Annotated in this window: 19 protein-coding genes; 13 read left to right on the forward strand and 6 right to left on the reverse strand. The window is 59.7% G+C overall.

Annotation, left to right across the window (positions count from 1 at the left end):
• The first annotated feature begins 49 nt into the window (after positions 1-49).
• The 3 genes from coxB to IOD40_RS09990 are packed head-to-tail and all read left to right on the forward strand — an operon-like array spanning position 50 to position 3,572.
• The gene (gene coxB, locus IOD40_RS09980; protein ID WP_325099702.1) at positions 50-703 is read left to right on the forward strand and encodes a cytochrome c oxidase subunit II; all 654 of its coding nucleotides are present in this window, start codon (positions 50-52) and stop codon (positions 701-703) included.
• The gene (gene ctaD, locus IOD40_RS09985) at positions 700-3,225 is read left to right on the forward strand and encodes a cytochrome c oxidase subunit I (protein WP_198476393.1); all 2,526 of its coding nucleotides are present in this window, start codon (positions 700-702) and stop codon (positions 3,223-3,225) included. Before coxB ends, ctaD begins: the two co-directional genes overlap by 4 nt.
• Positions 3,222-3,572, forward strand: a complete 351-nt coding sequence (locus IOD40_RS09990; protein ID WP_198476394.1) for a hypothetical protein — start codon at positions 3,222-3,224, stop codon at positions 3,570-3,572. The genes ctaD and IOD40_RS09990 overlap by 4 nt, the downstream gene beginning before the upstream one ends.
• 21 nt (positions 3,573-3,593) lie before the next feature.
• Here IOD40_RS09990 and ftsZ read toward each other — a convergent pair whose 3' ends face one another.
• The 4 genes from ftsZ to IOD40_RS10010 form a co-directional block, all read right to left on the reverse strand.
• The gene (gene ftsZ, locus IOD40_RS09995; protein WP_198476395.1) at positions 3,594-4,598 is read right to left on the reverse strand and encodes a cell division protein FtsZ; all 1,005 of its coding nucleotides are present in this window, start codon (positions 4,596-4,598) and stop codon (positions 3,594-3,596) included.
• A 228-nt stretch (positions 4,599-4,826) separates the two neighbouring features.
• Entirely contained in the window at positions 4,827-5,054 is a 228-nt protein-coding gene (locus IOD40_RS10000; RefSeq protein WP_198476396.1) for a hypothetical protein, read from the reverse strand.
• 160 nt (positions 5,055-5,214) lie between these two features.
• Positions 5,215-5,457, reverse strand: a complete 243-nt coding sequence (locus IOD40_RS10005) for a hypothetical protein (protein WP_198476397.1) — start codon at positions 5,455-5,457, stop codon at positions 5,215-5,217.
• 112 nt (positions 5,458-5,569) lie between these two features.
• On the reverse strand, positions 5,570-5,779 hold the full coding sequence (locus IOD40_RS10010; protein ID WP_198476398.1) for a cold-shock protein: 210 nt from the start codon (positions 5,777-5,779) through the stop codon (positions 5,570-5,572).
• Between the two features lie 206 nt (positions 5,780-5,985).
• Between IOD40_RS10010 and IOD40_RS10015 the strand changes: the two genes are divergently transcribed.
• Genes IOD40_RS10015 through IOD40_RS10025 form a run of 3 tightly spaced genes read left to right on the forward strand, consistent with a single transcriptional unit; the run spans position 5,986 to position 8,455 of the window.
• On the forward strand, positions 5,986-7,089 hold the full coding sequence (locus IOD40_RS10015; protein ID WP_198476399.1) for a DUF1403 family protein: 1,104 nt from the start codon (positions 5,986-5,988) through the stop codon (positions 7,087-7,089).
• A 2-nt stretch (positions 7,090-7,091) separates the two neighbouring features.
• A complete protein-coding gene (scpB, locus tag IOD40_RS10020) occupies positions 7,092-7,757 on the forward strand; it encodes an SMC-Scp complex subunit ScpB (protein ID WP_198476400.1) in 666 nt (221 codons plus the stop codon).
• Between the two features lie 2 nt (positions 7,758-7,759).
• Positions 7,760-8,455, forward strand: coding sequence for a hypothetical protein (locus tag IOD40_RS10025; RefSeq protein WP_198476401.1), 696 nt, complete (start codon positions 7,760-7,762; stop codon positions 8,453-8,455).
• Positions 8,456-8,501: 46 nt separating this feature from the next.
• Here IOD40_RS10025 and IOD40_RS10030 read toward each other — a convergent pair whose 3' ends face one another.
• On the reverse strand, positions 8,502-9,524 hold the full coding sequence (locus IOD40_RS10030) for a GlxA family transcriptional regulator (RefSeq protein ID WP_198476402.1): 1,023 nt from the start codon (positions 9,522-9,524) through the stop codon (positions 8,502-8,504).
• Between the two features lie 124 nt (positions 9,525-9,648).
• On the opposite strand from IOD40_RS10030, the gene IOD40_RS10035 reads away from it, so the two are divergent.
• The 6 genes from IOD40_RS10035 to IOD40_RS10060 all read left to right on the forward strand — a co-directional run bounded on the left by IOD40_RS10035 (position 9,649) and on the right by IOD40_RS10060 (position 15,398).
• The gene (locus IOD40_RS10035; protein WP_198476403.1) at positions 9,649-10,716 is read left to right on the forward strand and encodes a GlxA family transcriptional regulator; all 1,068 of its coding nucleotides are present in this window, start codon (positions 9,649-9,651) and stop codon (positions 10,714-10,716) included.
• Between the two features lie 104 nt (positions 10,717-10,820).
• Positions 10,821-11,822 carry an ABC transporter substrate-binding protein gene (locus IOD40_RS10040; RefSeq protein ID WP_198476425.1) on the forward strand — a complete coding sequence of 334 codons (1,002 nt, stop codon included), beginning with the start codon at positions 10,821-10,823 and terminating at the stop codon, positions 11,820-11,822.
• Positions 11,823-11,943: 121 nt separating this feature from the next.
• Positions 11,944-12,831, forward strand: a complete 888-nt coding sequence (locus IOD40_RS10045; RefSeq protein ID WP_198476404.1) for an ABC transporter permease — start codon at positions 11,944-11,946, stop codon at positions 12,829-12,831.
• A complete protein-coding gene (locus tag IOD40_RS10050) occupies positions 12,824-13,876 on the forward strand; it encodes a quaternary amine ABC transporter ATP-binding protein (protein WP_198476405.1) in 1,053 nt (350 codons plus the stop codon). The genes IOD40_RS10045 and IOD40_RS10050 overlap by 8 nt, the downstream gene beginning before the upstream one ends.
• Before the next feature lie 79 nt (positions 13,877-13,955).
• Positions 13,956-14,843 carry a DMT family transporter gene (locus IOD40_RS10055; RefSeq protein WP_233713919.1) on the forward strand — a complete coding sequence of 296 codons (888 nt, stop codon included), beginning with the start codon at positions 13,956-13,958 and terminating at the stop codon, positions 14,841-14,843.
• Positions 14,844-14,918: 75 nt separating this feature from the next.
• Positions 14,919-15,398: a MarR family winged helix-turn-helix transcriptional regulator gene (locus IOD40_RS10060; RefSeq protein ID WP_198476406.1), complete on the forward strand. Its 480-nt coding sequence runs from the start codon at positions 14,919-14,921 to the stop codon at positions 15,396-15,398.
• 31 nt (positions 15,399-15,429) lie between these two features.
• On the opposite strand, the gene IOD40_RS10065 is transcribed toward IOD40_RS10060, so the two are convergent.
• A complete protein-coding gene (locus IOD40_RS10065) occupies positions 15,430-18,879 on the reverse strand; it encodes a class I SAM-dependent DNA methyltransferase (protein WP_198476407.1) in 3,450 nt (1,149 codons plus the stop codon).
• 231 nt (positions 18,880-19,110) lie between these two features.
• Here IOD40_RS10065 and lepA point away from each other — a divergent pair, with 231 nt between their 5' ends.
• On the forward strand, positions 19,111-20,919 hold the full coding sequence (lepA, locus tag IOD40_RS10070; protein ID WP_198476408.1) for a translation elongation factor 4: 1,809 nt from the start codon (positions 19,111-19,113) through the stop codon (positions 20,917-20,919).
• Positions 20,920-21,413 lie beyond the last annotated feature (494 nt).

A 21,413-nucleotide genomic window follows, 5' to 3' on the forward strand; every position in this document is an offset into this window, starting at 1 on the left:
AGCGAGAAGCGATTTGGTCGCCGCATGGTTCCGGAGTTCTGCGGCAATCGTGTCAATCATCAGCCTTGCGGCCTGTGCTGGTCCCTTGTCTGCACTTCAGCCGGAAGGTCCTGCGGCTCGAGGCACTGCCACCCTTTGGTGGTCGATGCTGATCGGGGCTGCGGTGATCTTTCTCGCCGTCCTGGCCATTTCGGCGCTGGCTATTCTTCGCCCTGCCGTCGTCGCGTCCTTCGGTGCGCGTCGTACCATCTTGTGGGGCGGACTGATCGTCCCGACCGTGATCCTCACCATCCTGGTCATTGCAGCCTTTGCGCTTGGCGAGCGCCTGCTCGCAACGCCACGCGAGGAGATGCCCTTGCGCATCGACGTGACCGCCCGCCAATGGAACTGGGAATTTCGATACCCGGGTGGAGAGAGTACTGCGAACAAGGTGCGCATCCCGGTTGGCGAGGACGTCGATTTCGCGCTTACCAGCGAGGACGTCATCCACGGCTTTTGGATTCCGCGCCTCGGCGGCAAGCTCGACGCCATTCCGGGGCACACCAACGTCATCCGACTCCGCGCCGACCGACCCGGCACCTATGGTGGCGTTTGCGCTGAATATTGTGGCACCGGCCATGCGGTGATGCCGTTTACGGTCGAGGCAGTGTCGCGAGAAGAATTCTATTCGGTTCCCGCACAATCTGCGGAGCTGCGGCCATGAGTCTCGACCGGAAGCCCGATCCGATCCGACTGCACAAGGAGCTCACCGCCATCTGGGAGACGCCGCCGGGATGGGCCCGCCTTTCGGCGGTGAACCATACGACACTTGGCAAACGGTTCATCATCACCGCCTTTGTTTTTTTCGCGATTGGCGGTCTTCTGGCGATGCTGATCCGCGTCCAGATTGCCACCTCCTCTACGGCCTTCGTCAGCCCGGAACTCTACGGCCAGTTCTTCACCATGCACGGCACGGTGATGATGTTCCTCTTCGCGATCCCGATGTTCGAAGGGTTCGCGATGTATCTCCTGCCCAAGATCCTCGGCGCGCGCGATCTCGCCTTCCCCCGCCTCTCGGCCTACGGCTTCTGGTGCTACCTCTTCGGCGGCTCGATCCTTATCGTGGCGCTGTTGCTCGGCGCTGCGCCCGACAGCGGCTGGTTCATGTACACGCCGCTCTCTTCGTCGACCTATTCGCCCGGCATCAACAATGACATCTGGCTGCTCGGCATCACTTTCGTTGAGATCTCCGCGCTATCGGCCGCCATCGAGATCATCGTCAGCATCCTGAGATTGCGTGCGCCCGGTATGAGCCTCGAGCGCATGCCGATCATGGCCTGGTATCTTCTCATCACGGCCATGATGATGCTGTTCGGCTTCCCACCGCTGATCCTCGGCTCGATCCTGCTTGAACTCGAGCGCGCTTTCGACCTGCCGTTTTTTGATCCGACACGTGGGGGGGATTCACTTCTGTGGCAACACCTCTTCTGGCTGTTCGGCCACCCCGAGGTCTACATCATCTTCCTGCCTGCAGCAGGCGCGATCTCGATGATGATCCCGACCTTCGCCAGACATGAACTAGTTGGCTACACCGCGATCGTGGTTGCCGTCGTCGCCGTTGCGTTCCTCTCCTTTGGCCTTTGGGTCCACCACATGTTCACGGTGGGAATTCCACATCTGGCGCTAGCCTTTTTCTCTGCTGCAAGTGGCCTCGTAGCGATCCCTACAGGCGTGCAGATCTTTGCCTGGATCGCGACACTGGCGCAGGGACGACGCCCCCGCTGGGACGTGCCCATGCTTTATCTCGGCGGCTTCCTGTTCATCTTCGTGCTTGGCGGCCTTACCGGGGTGATGGTCGCGATGGTCCCGTTCAACTGGCAGGCGCACGACACCCATTTTGTCGTCGCGCATTTGCACTATGTGCTGGTCGGCGGCTTTGTCTTTCCTATGATGGCGGCGACCTACTACTGGCTGCCGCATTTCACTGGCCGCGTCAGCGATCACAAGATTTCGATCCCTGCCTTCTGGCTCATCTTTGGCGGCTTCAACCTCACCTTCTTCCTGATGCACCTGACGGGGCTTCGCGGCATGCCGCGCCGGATCGACGCCTATCCGGCGGAGGCAGGCTGGGACTGGCTCAATCTAATCTCGTCGATCGGTGGCTTTGTCATGGCCGCCGGCTTTGCTCTCTTCGTCGTGGACCTGGTGCTTCAGGTCAGGTTCGGCACGGCGGCACCGCGCAATCCCTGGGGCGCCAGAACTGCGGAGTGGGCTATGCCTACGCCCCCTCCTGCCTATGCATTCGCCTCTCTGCCGCAGGTTCAGGATCGCGCAGACCGGCTTGACCCGAACAGTCTCGGGACTGACCTTGCCGCTGGAAAGGGCTACCTTCCCTTCGCTCGCAACGGCTGGATGGAAACGCTCGGTGTCGACATGGCAACCGGCAAGCCGGGTGAAGTCATCGTCCTGCCCAATCGCACCTACAAGCCGCTGATCAGCGGGGTGCTGACCTGCGCCTTCGTGCTTTGCCTGCTTTTCAAGTTTTATTGGGCGTCGCTGCTTGTCCTCGCACTGGTCGTCGGCTCGTTGCTTGGATGGGCTTCAGGCATGGGCTCGCGGCGGGATTGCGCGCTGCTGGAGGCAGGCAGGGGCCTCGTCCTTCCTCCGCATTGGCAAACCGAAAGGCCGCCATCCTGGTGGGCGATGGTGCTTGTCTGCGCAGCAGATGCGACGCTCTTTGCTTCGCTTCTGTTCGGCGGGTTGTTCTTGTGGCTGGTTGCTCCGGCATGGCCACCACCTCTTGTCGCTCAACCTTCGCTGACAATCGCACTCTTTGCAGCGATGATGGTGATTGGCGCTTCTTTGTCCGGCCGGCTCGCGGTGTCTGCGTTGCGGCAGAAGAGATCTGCAATTGTCATGCTGAGGCTTGCTGGCGTTGCTCAAGCAGCCGGCTTTGCCACCTTCCTCCTGATGGCGCTGCAGGTGCCGGATCCGACGGCTCACGCTCATCTGGCGGTGATCTTCGTGGTCCTGATCTACGCAGCAATCCACGCAGGGATCGGCGTGATCCTTGCACTGCATGGGCTGTGGCGGTGGCATGGGGGCTACCTGTCTGCGCTGCGCAGCCTTGATCTGCGGATCGCTCAACTTTGGCATTATTATGCAGCTGTCACCGCCATCATCTCGCTTCTGGCGACGTTCCTCTTCGCGTTCCTTGCCAGCCATGCAGAAGGGCCTCGGTCATGACGAGCCAGACCTTGAGCGGAAAGAAGATCGGCGGTGGAACGCTGCTGCTACTGGCAGCGGGTTTCACCATTTGGGCCGCCGCCTTCGTTGCGCTTTACGCGATGCAATCCGTCGGCTGTGCATATGGCTGGCAGGAGCTTGAGATTTTGTCGGGCGTGACGCTGCAGCGCCTGCAGATGTCAGCGATCTTGACGATACATTTGGGTGCGATCGCTCTTCTTGTGCGTCTGCTGCACAATCACCGGGACCAATTCCTGCTGCGCGCAGCCTATTGGGCCGCGCTGGCAGCACTCGGCGCGAGCATTTTCAACTTCGCGCCGATCTTTGTGTTGTCGCCCTGCACGTAAGTCCAGGGACCGAGCTTGTGATCAGGCCGTTTGCTGCTGCTGTTGTGGGGCCGCCGTCGCGCGCTCGTCGGACGTGCGCAGGCCGGTGGCGACGACAGACACCTTGAACGTGCCTTCCAGCGTCTGGTCGAAGATCGCACCGACGATGATGTCGGCATCGGCGTCGACTTCTTCGCGGATACGAGTAGCCGCTTCATCGACCTCGAACAGCGTCATGTCCGGTCCGCCGGAGATCGAGACGAGGACGCCACGCGCACCTCCCATCGATGCTTCATCGAGCAGCGGATTGGCAATTGCAGCCTCGGCTGCGGCCATGGCACGGCCCGAGCCATTGGCTTCGCCCGTCCCCATCATTGCGCGGCCCATGTCGCGCATCACGGAACGAACGTCCGCGAAGTCCAGGTTGATGAGGCCTTCCTTGACGATCAGGTCGGTGATGCAGCGCACGCCTGAATAGAGGACCCGGTCCGCCATGGCGAACGCATCGGCGAAGGTGGTCTGCGCATTGGCGACGCGGAAGAGGTTCTGGTTGGGAATGACGATGACGGTGTCAGCGCATTGGCGCAGGCGTTCAATGCCTTCTTCCGCAGCGCGCATGCGGCGCGTGCCTTCGAAAACAAACGGCTTGGTGACAACGGCGACGGTGAGAATGCCTGCCTGGCGAGCAGCATGTGCAATAACCGGGGCCGCGCCGGTTCCGGTTCCGCCACCCATTCCGGCGGTGACGAAGCACATATGCGTACCGGCAAGCCGGTCCATGATTTCGCCAATCGATTCTTCTGCAGCCGCATAGCCGATTTCCGGCAGCGATCCTGCACCAAGGCCCTCAGTCGTCAGCGCACCAAGCTGGATCAGGTGCTCTGCCTTCGACATGCCCAAAGCTTGCGCATCGGTATTCGCGACGATGAATTCGACGCCTTCCAGGCCCTGCGTGATCATGTTGTTGACGGCATTGCCGCCGCCACCACCCACGCCGACCACGGTAATGCGGGGCTTCAGTTCTACGATATTATGGGTGGCAGTCATCGCCAGTCTCCAGCAAATCAGTTTTCCCGCCTGCCATGCAGGCAGAAAGTATCCGAATCAAGGCAATCTCCGCCTTCTATAGGTGACCAGAGAGAGACTCGCTTCGCAAGGTCCGCAACGCGTCTCCGCGCGCGATCACGGTCACATTTTAGGTCAGAGCGCACAGCCCGGTGAGCGGCCCTCAAAGGGCGAGCTGTCGTGAGGTTCTAAAAGAGCGTTCCCGTCTGGTCAGGTGCCGAACGTATCGGTTGCCATCAGCGTTCGACGCGCCATGATGATGCGTTTAAGCTCATCTTCGGAAGTGACGCCGCGCTGAAATTCATGCACCAAAAGGCTGGCGAGATGCAGACCTTCTGCACCCTTTTGCATTAGGCCCGTTTCATCACACACCGCCGCATGGACGCGCATGATCATCGACATATCATCTGAAGAAAGGTGCTGCTGCGGGGAAGACATCAAAATCCTCCTTTCATCCATTTGCCGAGGCAACGGATTGGTCCACACAGATCCTTGCTCAACGAGGATCAGAAATAGTCTAGAAGTCCTCCCGCCAATAGGCGAGGAGCATGTTCGTTGCTTGCCACATGGCCTGACGTACGGGGGAAGTGCGGAGGCTTTACTTGCCCTTGCGAATGGTACGCCGCTTTGCGGCCGGTACGGGCTTTTCAACGGCCTCGGCCTCTGCAATTTCTGCTTCGCGTGCAAGGCGTGCTTCGCGCAGTCGCGCGGTTTTCGCATCGCGCAGCTTAGCCTCTTCGCCGATGATTGCACGTGCTGCCGTGTCCGTGAGGTCAGCCTTCGTCTGGGCTTTGCTTGCCTGCGGCTTGAAGAGGGAATGTTCGGTGAGGGGCTGGGTCATAAAGTCACCTTTCTGTCCAGAAAAACAAAAAGGCCGGGCGAACCCGACCTTTCTCCTGCAACTCGATGATCAGTGCCAGTACATCCGTGGTCAAAGATCAGAGCTGCAATCCTTAGGCAGCCTGAAGGTTGTCGGCGGCGTTCTTGCCGCTGCGACGGTCAGCTACAACGTCGAAGCTGATCTTCTGGCCATCAACGAGGGTACGCATGCCTGCGCGCTCAACAGCGGAGATGTGGACGAAAACGTCTACGCCGCCATCATCCGGCTGAATGAAGCCAAAACCTTTGGTTGCATTGAAGAACTTAACGGTACCAGTAGCCATGACGATTTCCTTTTCAAATAGTCAGGTAGTTTTCCCTATCACAACAGCGCGACAGGCGGTGAGATCGATTTGAAAGAGGAAGATCGTAGTGGGCGATAAACGCCGTAGACAAAGTTCAACAAGCAAGATCGATAGGCTCTAGATAAAGGAAATTGTTGTCGAAAACAAGACGGCCTGCGAAAATATCCCCGAGCGGGGCGAGAAAGATGCCGCGAGCAGCCCCTCTCGACGCCTTGGCCGTCGCTGGTGCAGATTGCTGTGCGCATCGCGGCGCAATTGCCAGCCTATCATTGCCTGAAGCGCCGCCATGGTCGATTCTGGCTTCAATGATTCCAGAAGACCAGAAGCCATCGCGCCGGCGTCGGAAGCCAAAGCCGCTCCCGGGCCCGCTCGAACATCCCGTCGCGCCAGTGCCCGCCTGGCTGCGCGACGCATCCCGCTCGCCCGCAAGCCTTGAGGAGGCCAGCTTTATTGCTGGAACCGCGCTGGGTGCGCTCGACCATCTGGTCCGGCGTCGTCAGATCTGGGCAGGTCTCTGGCGCCAGCGCCTTGCGCTTGCCAGCGCTGCCACGACTGTCCGCCGCATTGGCCGGCTCGAGGATGAAGAGGCTTTGCGCGACGCAATTCACCTGACGCGAAACGGAGATTCCGTTGGGCCGGCGGGTGAGATGCTATTGGCATGGCGCGACGCTGTCAGCTTGCCCCCGCAAGACTGTTTGCTGCCCGAAGCCCTTGCGACGCAGTTCCAGCGCTTTGGCAGGCGCGATGATGACGCAGTCGCAGTTCTTGCCGACGCTTTGGCAGACAATGCGAACGCGGGCGCGATCTCGCAAACGATCGACAGCTTTGAGCTCGTCCTTCGCCATAGTGCAGTCCCGGAGGCCGCACCTTTCGTCAGCGACCTCATTCTCGCGCGCGCATTCGGATGGGAACGGGCCGTGCCGCTCATCGCCCCGGACGTTGCACGGGGCGGTTTCACTCGCGCCATTTCGGAAGAGCCGGCACCCATTCGGGAAGAGCGTCGTATCAAACTTTTGTCCGCCTATGCGTGTGCCGCGATACGTGCCATCGATCTTTCCATCGATCTTGGCCGCAAGTCAGAGCGTCTCCTTGAGGCAGCGCCCGAACTGCGCGCCAAGGCCTCCGGAGCTGTTGTCGAGAAACTCTTGTCGGAGGATTCGCTGACGGCTTCCACGCCAATCGTTGGTATCACGCGCTGGGGGATGCATCGCATCTTTGAGCGGTTGATAGCGTTTGGCGTGCTGCGTGAGCTTACGGGGCGCAGCACGTTCCGGATTTACGGGGTCTGAGCATGTCGGCTCGCGGGACAAGGAAAAAGGGGCAGAGCGCGTCACTTTTTGATCCCGAGCTTGAGCATCTGCCTCCCGAGATGCGCTGGCGCGAATGGATGAACCGGGTCGAAGCCGTCATCTTTGCCGCCAGCGAGCCAGTCCCGCGTGTCGATCTTGCCCGCGTGGTAGGACGCAACTGCAACATCGACCTCGTCATCGACGACATCCGTGAAGAGCTACGCGGCAGGCCCTATGACATCGTCCAAGTGGCAGGTGGTTATCAGCACCGGACCCGGCCTTCCTACGCGGATGCAATTCGCACTGTCAGCGGCGCGGTGGAGAAAGCGGTCGATTTGAACCAGACAGAGGCGTTGGTCTTGATGACGATTGCCTACTTCCAGCCGATCACACGCTCGGAGCTGTCGACCTTCTTTGGCCGCGAAATCTCGCGGGACCTGATCTCAACGCTACGAGGCTTCGGGTTCATCGGCTACGGTCCGCGTTCGCCACGGCCCGGCGCACCCTACACCTATGTGACCACGGCGGCCTTTCTGAGCCATTTTGGTCTCGCATCGCTCCGCGACATGCCGGACTATGAAGCGCTGGAGGATGCGGGCCTCCTGTCGAAAGAAAAGGCGCTGGCGGGTGATCTCATGCAGATCAAGCTTGAGGACGAAGGAGAGTAGCCATGCGATTTTTCGACTTCAGCTCATGGCAGGGCGTGCTTTTCACGCTTCTTGGCATCGCGATGTTCACCTTGATCAGCATGGGCATCCGCCTTGTCATGATGTTCACGATCCAGCAAAAGCAGCAGCGCACCAACCGGCAGATCAATGAACGGCTGAAGACGCTGATTGCAGCGTACAAGACCCTTGGCGGCTCTTTCACGGGCACGCTGAGCGTTGATCCAACGCATTTGCGAGACCTGCGGCGCAAGGCCGAGATCGAGGGCGAGGAAGTCGAGGAGGAAGCCCTGGTTCTTCCGGATACCAGCTTTGATCGCCCACGTCGTATTCGCGACGCAGTGGAAGCCGCTCTCGCCGATATCATTCTCCTTGGCACCGAAGAGCAGGTAAGGCTTGCGGCAGAAGCGACCCGCGATCTTGTCGCGGGAAAGCCCGTCTATACGGACGAGCTTGTCGTTTCGCTTCGCGACTTCATCCGCGATGCGCTCGATCTCGCTCCGGTGCCAGCTTCGATTGAAATTCCCTCGCAAGGCCCGACCCGTCCTTCCTCCTCTGGCGGTCGCTCGCGCGGTGGCGGTGGCGAAGGTGGCGGTGGCGAAGGTGGCCGTGGCGGCGGCGGGGGTGGTGGTGGCGGAATGGCCGGCGGCGGCGGTATGGGATTGGGCCTTGGCCTCGGCAGCCGTCGCGACGACAGCTAGTTTAGCCGCCTGCCACGCGCTCATGCGGCGCTCAAAGATCCTATGTCTAGGCCGCCAGCGATGGGCGTGCTTTGCGCAGCTCCTGCGGGCTGACCTGAAATTTTCGTCGGAACATGCGCGACAGATGCGAGGAATCGCAGAAGCCGCATTCGGCGGCGATTTCCGCGATCGACTTGTCGCTGTTTTCGAGAAGGTGGTGCACCAGCGACAGGCGCATATTCATGAAGGCCGCAAAGGGCGAACAGGACAGCGCCTCACGAAAATGTCGTTCGAGCCGACGCTTTCCGACATTCAGCTGCTTGGCGATCTGCTCGATGGAAACGGGCATGTCGATACATTGCTGCATCAATAAGAGCGCCCTGTGAACGAGGGGGTCGCTGGCCCTGATGTCGAGGGTGAGCCCCGGTTGGGGTGTATCTCCTGTTTCAGCCTCCGGGATCATCATGATGTGAAGGCTCTTGGTGGCAGGTGCGCGGCCGATATGGCGCTCAATCAGGAATGCGGCGAGATGGGCCGTGCTTGCTCCCCCCGCTGAAGTCAGCCGGTCGCGGTCGATGACGAAAATCTGGTCCGAAACGGGTGTAAGGCCGTCGAACTGCGACAGAAATTCCTTGTGGTGGAACCAGCTGACGCAGCCTCGCCGGCCATTCATCAGGCCTGCGCGAAACAGAATGAAAGTGCCGGTACAAAGCCCCACCAGCGGAACGCCTGCGGCCGCTGCCTGTCGCAAGAAGGCGTCGATCTGGTCCGCGTTGCGATCTGCCTCGTCAAGCAGGCCTCCCACCACCACGATGTAGTCGAAGCGCGTGGGATCACCGAACGTTTCCTGCGGCTGGATCTCAACCCCGCTGCTGGACGGAATTGGCTGCATGTTGGGGGCGATGACCTTCCATCGGCAGTGGATCGGACGACTGCGATCACCCTCATCGGCGGCAAGACGCAGCACATCGACAAAATTTGCAAAGGCGCAGAGGGTAAATCGCCAGCACAGAACAAAGCCCACGTTGAGACGTGGCAGACTTTCTGCCTCGCCTGCCTTGTGGGGATGAACAGAAAGCGATGCTTTCATAGTCGCCGTCTCATTTGTACCGCCCAAATGTCGCAGACATTCTTTGCATCTGCGTACGCTGCGTCAATACTTCAAAAAAAGTTACAGAAACGGCGCCATCAGGGACGCCGTCAGGGGAACTGACATGGACAGGTTGGAGAAGACTCGACGTCTGTTTGTTTTCTATCTCGTGCCTGATTTCACAATGCTCGCCTTTACCTCTGCTGTTGAGGTGCTTCGTCTCGCAAACGAGACTCTGGGCGAAGACGTGTATGAATGGCGCCTTGCGTCGGCTGACGGCGGCAAGGTGCGCTCCAGCTGCGGCCTGAGCCTTGATGTGGACGGTTCCGTCGCCGCCGAACGAGCAGCTCTTTCCAGCATGCAACGGCCGTTCATGGCCTTGGTCTGCGCCGGTCATCATGTTGAGGAACACACGGACAGGCTTCTCGATGCCTGGCTGCGCGAATGCCGCCAGCGCGGTGTTGCGGTAGCTGGCCTCTGCACCGGCGCGCACATCCTTGCTCGCGCAGGTCTCTTGGCAAACCGCCGCTGTACAATCCATTGGGAAAACTTCCCGGGTTTCACCGAGCAGTTCCGCTCGAGCCAGGTTTCGCTTCGGTTGTTCGATGCCGATGGCGGGGTCCATACCTGCGCGGGCGGCACTGCCGCCTTCGACATGATGTCCGAGATCGTGAAGGCGGACTATGGCGATGCCGTGGTTGCGGGTATCTGCGAACGGGGCCTGGTAGACCGGGTGCGTTGCGCTACCGAGCGTCAGCGTCTGCCATTTGCCAAGCGGGTCGGCGATATCCACCCGGCGGTGAAAGAACTCATCGAGAAGATGGAGAACAACCTCAGCGATCCGATCCAGATCGATCGTCTGGCGACCTCATCGCGCCTGTCGCGCCGTCAGATCGAGCGTCTTTTCCGTGCCGAGATGGGCTGTTCGCCAGCGCGCTATTACGTCAAGCTGAGACTGGAGCGAGCGCGTCTGCTCCTGTTGCAGACGTCGATCCCGGTCGTCGAGGTCGCGATTGCCAGCGGGTTCCTGTCCGCGTCACACTTCTCACGCTGCTATCGCGAGACGTTCAACTGCTCGCCTCAGGAGACCCGCAACATGCGCATGGAAACGGTGCCGGGGTGGCTGGAGGAAGCCCCCGCGCGCAAGGTCCCGGCATCGCGCATGCCAAATTTGCTGGTTAACGCTGCCTGAGGGGGCAGCGGGACGCAAAATTGCGTCCGGTTCGGGTTCGACTGTCCGCGTAAGCGGTACCGCGGGCAGTTGTGATGAAGGCACCGCAGGGAGGAAATTTCATGATGAAGCATCTTCTGGCCACGACCTGCCTTGCACTGGGATTGGGCGTGATGGGCGCGACCACTGCCTCGGCAGAATGCGGCGACGTGACGGTCGCCAGCATGAACTGGCAGAGCGCGGAGGTTCTCGCCAGCCTCGACCAGTTCATTCTCAACAATGGCTATGGCTGCAACGCCTCGATCATCGTGGGTGATACGGTGCCGACCGTCACCTCGATGGTAGAAAAGGGTGATCCAGACATTGCGCCTGAAGGCTGGATCGACCTTATCCCGGAAGTCGTCAACCAGGGCATTGAGGAAGGCCGGCTGATCAAGGCAGCCGTCGCCCTGTCCGACGGCGCGGTCCAGGGCTGGTGGATCCCGAAATACATTGCCGACGCCAACCCCGACATCAAGACGATCGAAGACGCGCTGAAACGCCCGGACCTTTTCCCGGACTCCGAAGACTCCAGCAAGGGCGCGGTTCACAATGGCCCGCAAGGCTGGGGCGGCACGGTCGTCACCACCCAGTTCTTCAAGGCCTATGGCGGTGAAGAAGCCGGCTTTACCCTCGTCGATACCGGTTCTTCGGCGGGCCTCGATGGCTCAATCGCCCGTGCTTACGAGCGTCAGCAGGGATGGCTCGGCTATTATTGGGCTCCGACCGCGCTTCTTGGCCGCTACGAGATGGTCAAGCTCGAGCACGGTGCCGAGCAGAACATGGATGAGTGGAACCGTTGCAACACGGTTGCAGATTGCCCTGACCCGCAGAAAAACGACTGGCCGGTCGACACGGTCCAGACCTTGGTGACACCGAAATTTGCCGAGCGCGCTGGCGAGGACGTGATGGGCTACCTCAACACCCGCGCCTGGTCGAACAACACGGTCAACGCGCTGATGGCGTGGATGACGGAAAACCAGGCCACCGGCGAGGACGGTGCCAGATACTTCCTCCAGAACAATGAAGAGCTTTGGACGAAGTGGGTCAGCCCGGAAGTTGCCGAGAAGATCAAGGCAGCTCTCTGACCCGATTGCACTGGCGGCGGAGCGTGCATGCGCGAACCGCCGCCATTTTTGTCAGCATTTGCATTGACGTGAAAGGTCCGGCCCCTGCTCTATGGGCCGGTGGGGCACCAAGGGGAAAGCAATGGACTGGTTCTGGTCGTTCCCGCATCTCAGCGATGACTTCCTGCGCGACCTGAGACGCGCCATCGACGACAGCTTCCGCACCTTCACGCGAAGCTATGGCGACATGCTGGAAGCGTTCTTCGATCCGCTTCGCATCTTTCTCATTCAGTCCGAGCGTTTGATGCTCAACACGCCCTGGCCGATCGTCCTGCTGGTCATTGCCGCGATTGCCTGGTTCGCAAGCCGCAGCATCTGGATCGTTCTCGGCAGCGTTGTCACCCTCTTCCTCATTGGCATGTTCGACATGTGGGAAGACACGATGCGGACCGTATCGATGATCTTCGTCTGTACGGTCATCGCCATTGCCGTCGGCATCCCCCTTGGAATTTTGATGGCGAAATCGGACCGGGTGCGCAACGTCATCAACCCGATCCTCGACGTGATGCAGACGATGCCAAGCTTCGTCTATCTCATTCCCGTGGTCATGCTGCTGGGCATCGGCCGCGTTCCCGGCCTCATCGCCGTTGTCATCTACGCGATCCCGCCCATCATCCGCCTGACCAATCTTGGTATCCGCCTTGTCGACCGTGATGTGCTGGAGGCTGCAGATGCCTTCGGATCCTCAAGCTGGCAGAAGCTCAAGAACGTCCAGCTGCCGCTGGCGCTGCCGACCATCATGGCCGGCATCAACCAGACCATCATGATGGCGCTGGCCATGGTGGTGATTGCGTCGATGATCGGCGTTCAGGGGCTTGGCCAGCCAGTGCTGCGCGCGATCAACAACCAGTATTTCACCCTCGGCGTATTTAACGGCCTCGCCATCGTCGGCATTGCCATCATCTTCGACCGCGTCAGCCAGGCCTATGGCAAGCGGCTCCAAAAGCATCTGGAAATTGTTCATGGCTGACATGCGCAACGATCACGGCATCGAGATCCGGGGCCTGTCCAAGATCTTCGGCCCCAATGCTCACCAGCTGGCCCCGCTTCTCGACCAGGGCATCACCAAGAGTGAGCTCAACGAGAAGCATGGTCATGTCCTCGGCCTGAAAGACATCAACATCTCGATGTCCGCCGGCTGCATTCAGGTCATTATGGGCCTTTCAGGCTCCGGCAAGTCCACCCTCATCCGCCACATCAATCGGCTGATCGACCCGACGCGCGGCGAAGTGTTGGTGGGCAGCGAAGATGTCGTGAAGATGTCGCCGCGCGAACTGCGAGAGTTCCGCCGTCACAAGACCGCGATGGTGTTCCAGAAATTTGCGCTTCTGCCTCACCGGAACGTCCTTGAAAATACGGTCTACGGCCTCGAGATCCAAGGTGTGCCGCGCAACCGCCAGGTCGATGCGGCGATGCACTGGATCGAACGAGTGGGCCTCAGCGGGTTTGAAAAAAGCTATCCAAATCAGCTCTCGGGCGGGATGCAGCAGCGCGTTGGCCTTGCCCGCGCACTGTCCAACGACGCGCCGATCCTGCTGATGGACGAGGCGTTCTCCGCGCTTGATCCGCTGATCCGCGTGGACATGCAGACGATCCTCCTTGAACTCCAGAAGGAGATCCGCAAAACAATCGTCTTCATTACCCACGATCTGGACGAGGCGCTGCGCCTTGGCGACCGCATCGCGATCTTGCGTGACGGCGAGGTGATCCAGCAAGGCACCGCGCAGGAGATCGTCCTGACACCGGCCGACGACTACATCATGAGCTTCGTTGAACACGTCAACCGCGGCAAGGTCGTTCAGGTCGACACCATCATGACGCCGCTGCATGAGGGGCAGGTGCCGCAAGGTGGCGTCACCATTATGCAGGGAACGCTGCTGGAAGACGCCGCGCGTGAAATGCTGTCTGCGGGCAGCGACCGGCTGACCGTTGTCTCCGCAGATGGCGCACCGATCGGCAGCCTGTCCCTGCAAAAACTGATGTCTGCGATGGTGAGGTCCGACAAAGCGGCATAGGACTGACCGAGGCCCGCCTATTGCTGGCGGGCGTTTCCCCGGCTACCCCTGAAGGGCTTCCGGATCAGTCAGGTTCTTCATGTCAGATAATTATCGCGGCGCATTGTTCATGACGCTTGCCATGTTTTGCTTTGCACTCGAAGACATGGCGCTGAAGGCTGCGGTGCAGGAGGTGCCGGTTGGTCAGGCAATCCTGATCTTCGGGATTGCTGGCACGCTCGTCTTCACCTTGATTGCGCGCGCGTCATCGCAGCCGGCGCTTCATCCGGCGATCACCTCCCCGGTGATGCTGCTGCGCTCGCTGAGCGAAATCTGCGGCCGTCTGTTTTATTCCGTCGCCATCGCGCTCACGACACTTTCCAGCGTCTCGGCGATCTTACAGGCAACGCCCCTGATCGTGGCGTTGGGCGCGGTCCTTTTCTTTAACGAGAAAGTCGGCCTGTCACGCTGGACCGCAATTGCCGTCGGTTTTGTCGGCGTCCTGTTCATATTGCGGCCAGGGGTAGACGGCTTCGAACCTGCCTCGATCTTCGCTGTCCTCGGAACACTTGGCTTTGCCGGGCGCGATCTTGCAACCCGAGCAAGCCCTGTCTCCATGACAACGGCTCAGCTTGGCGTCCTCGGCTTTTCCGTCTTGTCAGTCTCGGGCCTCATCCTACTTGCATGGTCGGGCGAAGCTGTCTGGCCGACGGCGCGTGCCTGGGCTCTATTGGCACTGACCACCGCAGTTGGCTGCATCGCTTATGGTGCCCTGACGCGGGCGATGCGCAGCGGCGACATTTCGGTGGTCGCTGCGTTCCGCTATTCCCGCCTGCTTTTCGCCTTCGCACTGGGTATCTTCGTTTTCAACGAGCGGCCTGATCTGCTGACCTATATCGGCTGCGTCATCGTGGTCGGAAGCGGCATTGCCCTGTTGCGAAGCCCCCGGACTTCCCGTACGGAAGCGGGTACAGCATCACCGCTCTAAAATAACACTTATCGCAATATGAGATTGCGGTGAGCAGCGCGGTTGTGAGGCCGACGGAAGGAAAGGCGTTCAACAATGGGGAATGAGGCAAGGGGGCCTGCGCCACTCGATGATCAGCTTTGCTATGCGATCTATTCTGCGGGAATGGCGATTCAGCGCTTCTACAAGCCGCTGCTCGACCAGATAGGTCTGACCTATCCGCAATATCTTGTCCTGAATGTTCTATGGCGCCAGGACGAGCAGACGGTCGGCGGCATCGCTTCTCAACTTGCTTTGGAATCCAGCACGTTAACGCCGCTTCTGAAGCGCCTCGAAGCTGCGGGTCTTCTACGCCGCACGCGCAACCCTTTAAATGAGCGTCAGGTCGTGGTCGCGCTGACCGACAAGGGGCGGGCATTGCAGCGTGAAGTCGGCTCCCTTGGCTCAGCGCTTACCGCCGCTTCCGGTAGTTCTCAACAGCGCCTCGAAGAACTCAACGGCGACATTCGCTGGCTGCGCGACACGCTCTACCAGCATCTTGGCACCTGGTCAGCCGCCGCGAAAAATCGCGATTAATCGGGGACCGTGACAGGGAACGAACCACCCCTCATTTTCCGACAAACCGGCCATCGGGCGTGGCCCGGATATGGCCGTAGATCGACAGGTTCATCAGCATCTGCGCAACACGCGCCTCAATCTTCCGTCCGCCATTCTGGAACGAACGCGCGATCGATACAGCATCTGTTCCAGTAGAGGTGCTGTTTATGACGGCTTCGACGGCGAGAAGCTGAAGGTCCCGTTGCTTTGGGAAGGGTGGTTTGCGGTCATCGACCGTTGTCGCAGCAGGAGTTACCTCAAGTTCCATGTTCTTGCTCCCCTGCTTGGAGAAGCGCTGTACTTGATAGCTCGGCCGCAGCCACATGACGCTGCCCTGCGCTTCTTCCTTCGCCCGTTCCAGATTGAGCGCGACCAAGCGAGATACGATCTCTTCATCCCCAAGATCGTGGGGCCATTCGTACGCTTCGGCAGTCAGAGCATCGATGGTCTCGTGCAACTCGCGCAAGATGACGACGAGCCCGCGCCGTTTAACGTCTTCCTCCCTGGCGGTCAGCGCCACGTCGGATTTTATCTTCTCGAGCACGTTGTAGAGACCAGTCAGCGTCAGATCTGGATTGTCGTGCAGAGCGCGCTTACGCAGCGCGTCAAGCTCTTCGCCTGCATTGCGAAGCTGGCGCCGAATTTCGCTCGACGGATCGGGAAACGGGAATGGGTCGAAGCAGCGGGATTTCACATAAACTGCTTCCCTATCATAGACACCGAGCATTCCTGAATTTGCTAGAAACCAACGTTCGTGAATGTTGGAATGAAGTATCGCCAAATCTGCACCGTCATCGAGCGCGATGCAGACGATTTTGTTATCCGGCAAAATCTCCGCATTCAGGAATTGGAAAACCCGGTGCTTTGCCGTCTCAACGGTCGCGATGTAGCGGGGCAAGCCTTCGAGCGCCTCCCGCAATTCTCTGCGCGGCTCGCCGAAGAGCCACCATTTGCTTCGGTAGGTCGGGCGATTGTTCCACTCTCGGCCAAGTCGTCGCCCTCGTCTGTCCGTTCGCGGCTGACCGTCAGGGCCGAGACTGTACCGGACACGCTCCGTCAGATGTTGATAAAGCATCGGAAAGTCATGCCGGACCTGTCCTGCCGTCAGGCCGTAAAGGTCAATCACCAGCTTGTTGCGGGAGTGGCCAGTAAGGTCGCTGCCATTTCGGTAGGCGCGGATATGGCCTGAGATGGAACTGTCATTGCCAACACCAAGACTGCGAGCCTCTTCCCGCGTCACGATGAACCCGTCGCCCATGAGTTGTACACCCCGCGAGCAGATTCCCACCGAGGCCCGCAATTCCTTCGCTTCGTTCAGATTGACCCCGATCGAAAGATCCGAGTTAATCGGACCGGCCTTCACAGCATATTCAATTCTCGGTGCGTCGGATGAGAGATCGCGCTCATCGATTACAGTGTATCTGGTTCCCGGTTTCCGCCCCGCTTCGACAACGGTCATCGCAATCCGAACCGCTGCGCTTTCCTTGCTGGCTTTTGTCCAAGGGTGATCTGGAATGGCCATCACGATGCTGACCGGCTTCTTCCCACCGAGATGGCGCTCAACCGTCCGCCGCTGAAAAACCTGACATATTGAATTGGTCGTAACAAAGCCGAAGCGCTTGAGTGATGTCCCCTTTCGTGTGAGAGCTTCAGCTGCCCGGTCCCACCAATACATGACAAGATCTGCACTCTCGTTCATGTGGGGATATGCTTTCCAAAGCGCTTCGGCATAGGCGTCGCCTAGACGCGAGCGAAGATCTTTACCGCCCATATAGGGGGGATTGCCAACAATGAAGTCGGCTTTTGGCCATGCGCTTGGGCGGGAATTTGGGCAGGTTTCAAATCGCTTGCCATCTTTCGCGACAACTGCGATCTCGGGCGCATCATCCCAGGAAATCAAAGCATCGTACCCGGATCGAGCACCGTAATTGATGTTGGTGAACGCTCTTAAAATGGGCTCGCTGGGATGACCGGTGCGCGTGCGGTAATGCTGCTGCAGGTAGCCAATCCAGATTACGAGTTCTGCAATCGCAGCGGCACGCAGGTTCACTTCCAGACCAAGGAATTGATGCGGTCCGACGGTTAGCAAATCCAGTCCCAGCGCATCGCTGACACCAAGCTGCGCCAGCATCTCCAGCACTTCACCTTCAAGCCGCTTCATCAGCTCCATGCTGACATAGATGAAGTTCCCGGTTCCGCAGGCGGGGTCCAATATGCGTAGCGCGCACAGCCGCCGGTGGAACGCTTGAACGATGTTGATGGCCTCCCGGCCATCTCCACGTTCTGTCGCATCTTCTGCGAGCTTTACTGCCGTTGCCCATTCTGTTCGTAGGACCTCCATAATCGTTCCTTCGACCAGACGCTCCACATAGGCACGCGGCGTGTAGTGCGCACCCAGTTTGCGACGTTCGTCTGGCTCCAGAGCCTGTTCAAGCAGTGTCCCGAAGATTGCGGGATCGACATCAATCCAGTCAAATTCGGCGGCAGCAATGAGTTCGCCAATAGCCTCGCTGCTTAGGGACAGGACACGGGGATTACGGTACAGGTTTCCATTGAAGTGCCTCACATTACCGCAAAAATAAGCGAAGAATCTGTCCGCGCGATCGGCGGTATCCATCTTGGTCCAAAGTTCAGTGAGGAGCGGAACCAGCGCCGCCGGAGATTTCTGGCATTCTTCAAGCAGGGCAACGAATCTTCCTTTGGGCAGAAGAGCGACGCTGCTGGCAAACATGCAGAAGATGCAGCGCATCAGGAACAGCGCGACTTCCTCAGGGTGATGGTCTTGCTCAAGCGCCTTGCTCACCACCGCAAGCCTTCCCGCAACCTTCCGCGTGACGAGTGCTTTCCTGCGAGCGGGGTCCAGACTGTACGGGTCAGTCCAGATACGTTGGAAAAACTCCCTTATCTCCGGCCGGCGGAGCTCATGAATGGAAATGCGGTATTGATTTCTGTCCGGGAAGTGAGTGTAGCCGCGCCCCGTCCCCGAGAAATCGGCGTATATTTCAAAAACATTGCCGACATCGTAGACGAGGATGAAGGGCGGCGCGGGATGATCAGGTTCGAGCAGAAATACATATTGCTCCGCCTGTCGTCGTGCATTGCGCATCATCACGTCCCAAGATGACGGCATACCCTGCTTTACTCGTCCCGCATCGCCTGCGCCGGATTGCCTGGGAGGCAGCGCATTACGCGCTCCCGGCATTCTCGATTGCTTGGCTTCAAGAATGAAGCAGCCGCGCTTGTAGAGGTCGATGCGCCGGTACGAGGTCACCCCGTCGCTGTCGCGCCGCCGCACCGCGCGCTCAAACACATAGTCATTGAATTCACGGCTGGCGCCAGCGGGGTCAGGCCTCGCGACCAAAATGACATCGCAAAACTCGCACATGCTCATCGCCTGGTTCGAGCGCTCCGCTCCTCCTTCGCCTGGGCTCCAGCGCACGATGTAAGTCTCGGCATCCACAGCTGCCCCTCCCCATCATCGCCATGCGGCGGACGGCACCTAAGCCGCAACTGCAATTATCGGTTGTAAATTTGCCTATGCAACCAAAAAGTGCAATTCGCCGCCTGTTCTTTGCGTGGATGCACCGCGGATTGGCTGGCGTCGCATTTCGTCCGGCCTTCTGATGCGACGAGGTCCTCTGTGCTTCGCAAACGCTTGTTAACCCATTGCTCCCCTGCTAAAGCGCGGGGTATGAGCACACCTCTTTCGCACATCCGTAATTTCTCCATCGTCGCCCACATCGACCATGGCAAATCCACGCTTGCCGACCGGCTGATCCAGAACACGGGATCGCTGGAACAGCGCGAGATGAAGGAGCAGGTGCTCGATGCCATGGACATCGAGCGCGAGCGCGGCATCACCATCAAGGCGAACACCGTTCGTCTCGAGTACAATGCCAAGAACGGCGAGCACTATGTGCTGAACCTGATCGACACGCCCGGCCACGTCGACTTCGCCTATGAGGTCTCGCGTTCGCTGGCAGCGTGCGAAGGCTCGCTCCTCGTCGTGGACGCCTCGCAGGGCGTGGAAGCGCAGACGCTCGCCAACGTTTATCAGGCGATCGACAACAATCACGAGATCGTCGTCGTTCTCAACAAGGTCGATCTGCCCGCCGCCGAGCCGGACCGCGTGCGTGAGCAGGTCGAGGAAGTCATCGGGATCGACGCCTCCGAGGCAGTCCTGATTTCCGCAAAGACCGGCATCGGCATCGATGATGTGCTTGAGGCCATCGTCCATCAGCTGCCCGCGCCCAAGGAAGGCGAGATCAACGCGCCACTGAAGGCGATGCTGGTCGACAGCTGGTACGACACCTACCTCGGCGTCATCGTTCTCGTCCGCATCATCGACGGCACCCTGAAGAAGGGCCAGCAGATCCGCATGATGGGCACCAACGCCAAGTACAGCGTGGATCGCGTCGGCGTCATCACGCCGAAAATGGTCATGGTGGACCAGCTCGGACCAGGTGAGATCGGCTTCATCACCGCTTCGATCAAGGAAGTGGCCGACACGCGCGTCGGCGACACCATCACCGATGACAAGCGTCCGACATCAGCGCCGCTGCCAGGCTTCAAGCCAGCCCAGCCGGTTGTGTTCTGCGGACTGTTCCCGGTGGACGCCGCCGACTTTGAAGATCTGCGCGCCGCGATGGGCAAGCTGCGCCTCAACGACGCCTCGTTCTCCTTCGAGATGGAAACGTCGGCAGCGCTCGGCTTCGGCTTCCGCTGCGGTTTCCTTGGCCTGCTGCACCTTGAGATCATCCAGGAGCGGCTGGAGCGCGAGTTCAATCTCGACCTGATCGCGACCGCGCCGTCGGTGGTCTACCACATGCACATGACCGACGGCTCGATGATCGAACTGCACAATCCGGCTGACATGCCGGACGTCGTCAAGATCGATCGCATCGAGGAGCCGTGGATCCGCGCCACGATCATGACGCCCGACGATTATCTCGGCGCGATCCTGAAGCTGTGCCAGGAACGTCGCGGCATTCAGGTGGATTTGAGCTACGTCGGCAAGCGCGCCATGGCGACCTATGATTTACCGCTCAACGAAGTCGTGTTCGATTTCTACGATCGCCTCAAGTCGATCTCGAAGGGCTACGCCTCGTTCGACTACCAGCTGACCGATTATCGCGAGGGCGACCTCGTCAAGATGTCGATCCTCGTCAACGAAGAACCGGTCGACGCGCTGTCGATGCTGGTGCACCGTTCGGCGGCGGAAAAGCGTGGGCGCGTCATGTGCGAGAAGCTGAAGGACCTGATCCCCAAGCACATGTTCAAAATCCCGATCCAGGCAGCGATTGGCGGCAAGGTCATTGCCCGCGAGACCATCTCGGCGCTGCGCAAGGACGTGACAGCCAAGTGTTATGGTGGCGACGTCTCGCGAAAACGCAAGCTTCTGGAAAAGCAGAAGGAAGGCAAGAAGCGCATGCGTCAGTTCGGCAGGGTCGAAATCCCGCAAACCGCCTTCATCGAAGCCCTCAAGATGGGCGACGAATAGTCGAGACCAAAAGGCCGCCATGCGCGGCCTTTTTCTTTGGCTTGGCCCGCCGGTAGCACCGCCTCACAAGCCGCGGCCACATGCGAGACGCAGAAATCATCTGCGTCACAGACACCCGACGGCCATCATGACGTCGCGAGCTTGAGTGCATAAAGCACATTGCACTGCGCGCGTTCCAGCCATAGCGGCGACACGCGCCGGGCTGGCCCAGTGGCAGGTGCCGCGGATCGGTGTCTTGCGAAACGCGAACGCTCACGCTTTCCCCCTCCGGCACTTCGTGCCACCTTGTAAGTTAAATCCCGCCGCATCTGCTATCATTGTTGGTGCGGTGGCGGATGCGAGGCCGCAGCCACCTGGGGACACCAAGCCCGTGGGGGAGCAAGGGTCCACATCCGCCGTTCCATCGAACCCGAACAGTCGCCTGGGCCGCTGCAAACGAAGCCCGTTTAGACAAGGATGGGACAAGATGGACGCGCATTTTGTTGGCATTGACG

It is taken from the genome of Aquamicrobium zhengzhouense, assembly GCF_016124105.1.
In the GTDB taxonomy this organism is placed as follows: Bacteria; Pseudomonadota; Alphaproteobacteria; order Rhizobiales; family Rhizobiaceae; genus Aerobium; species Aerobium zhengzhouense.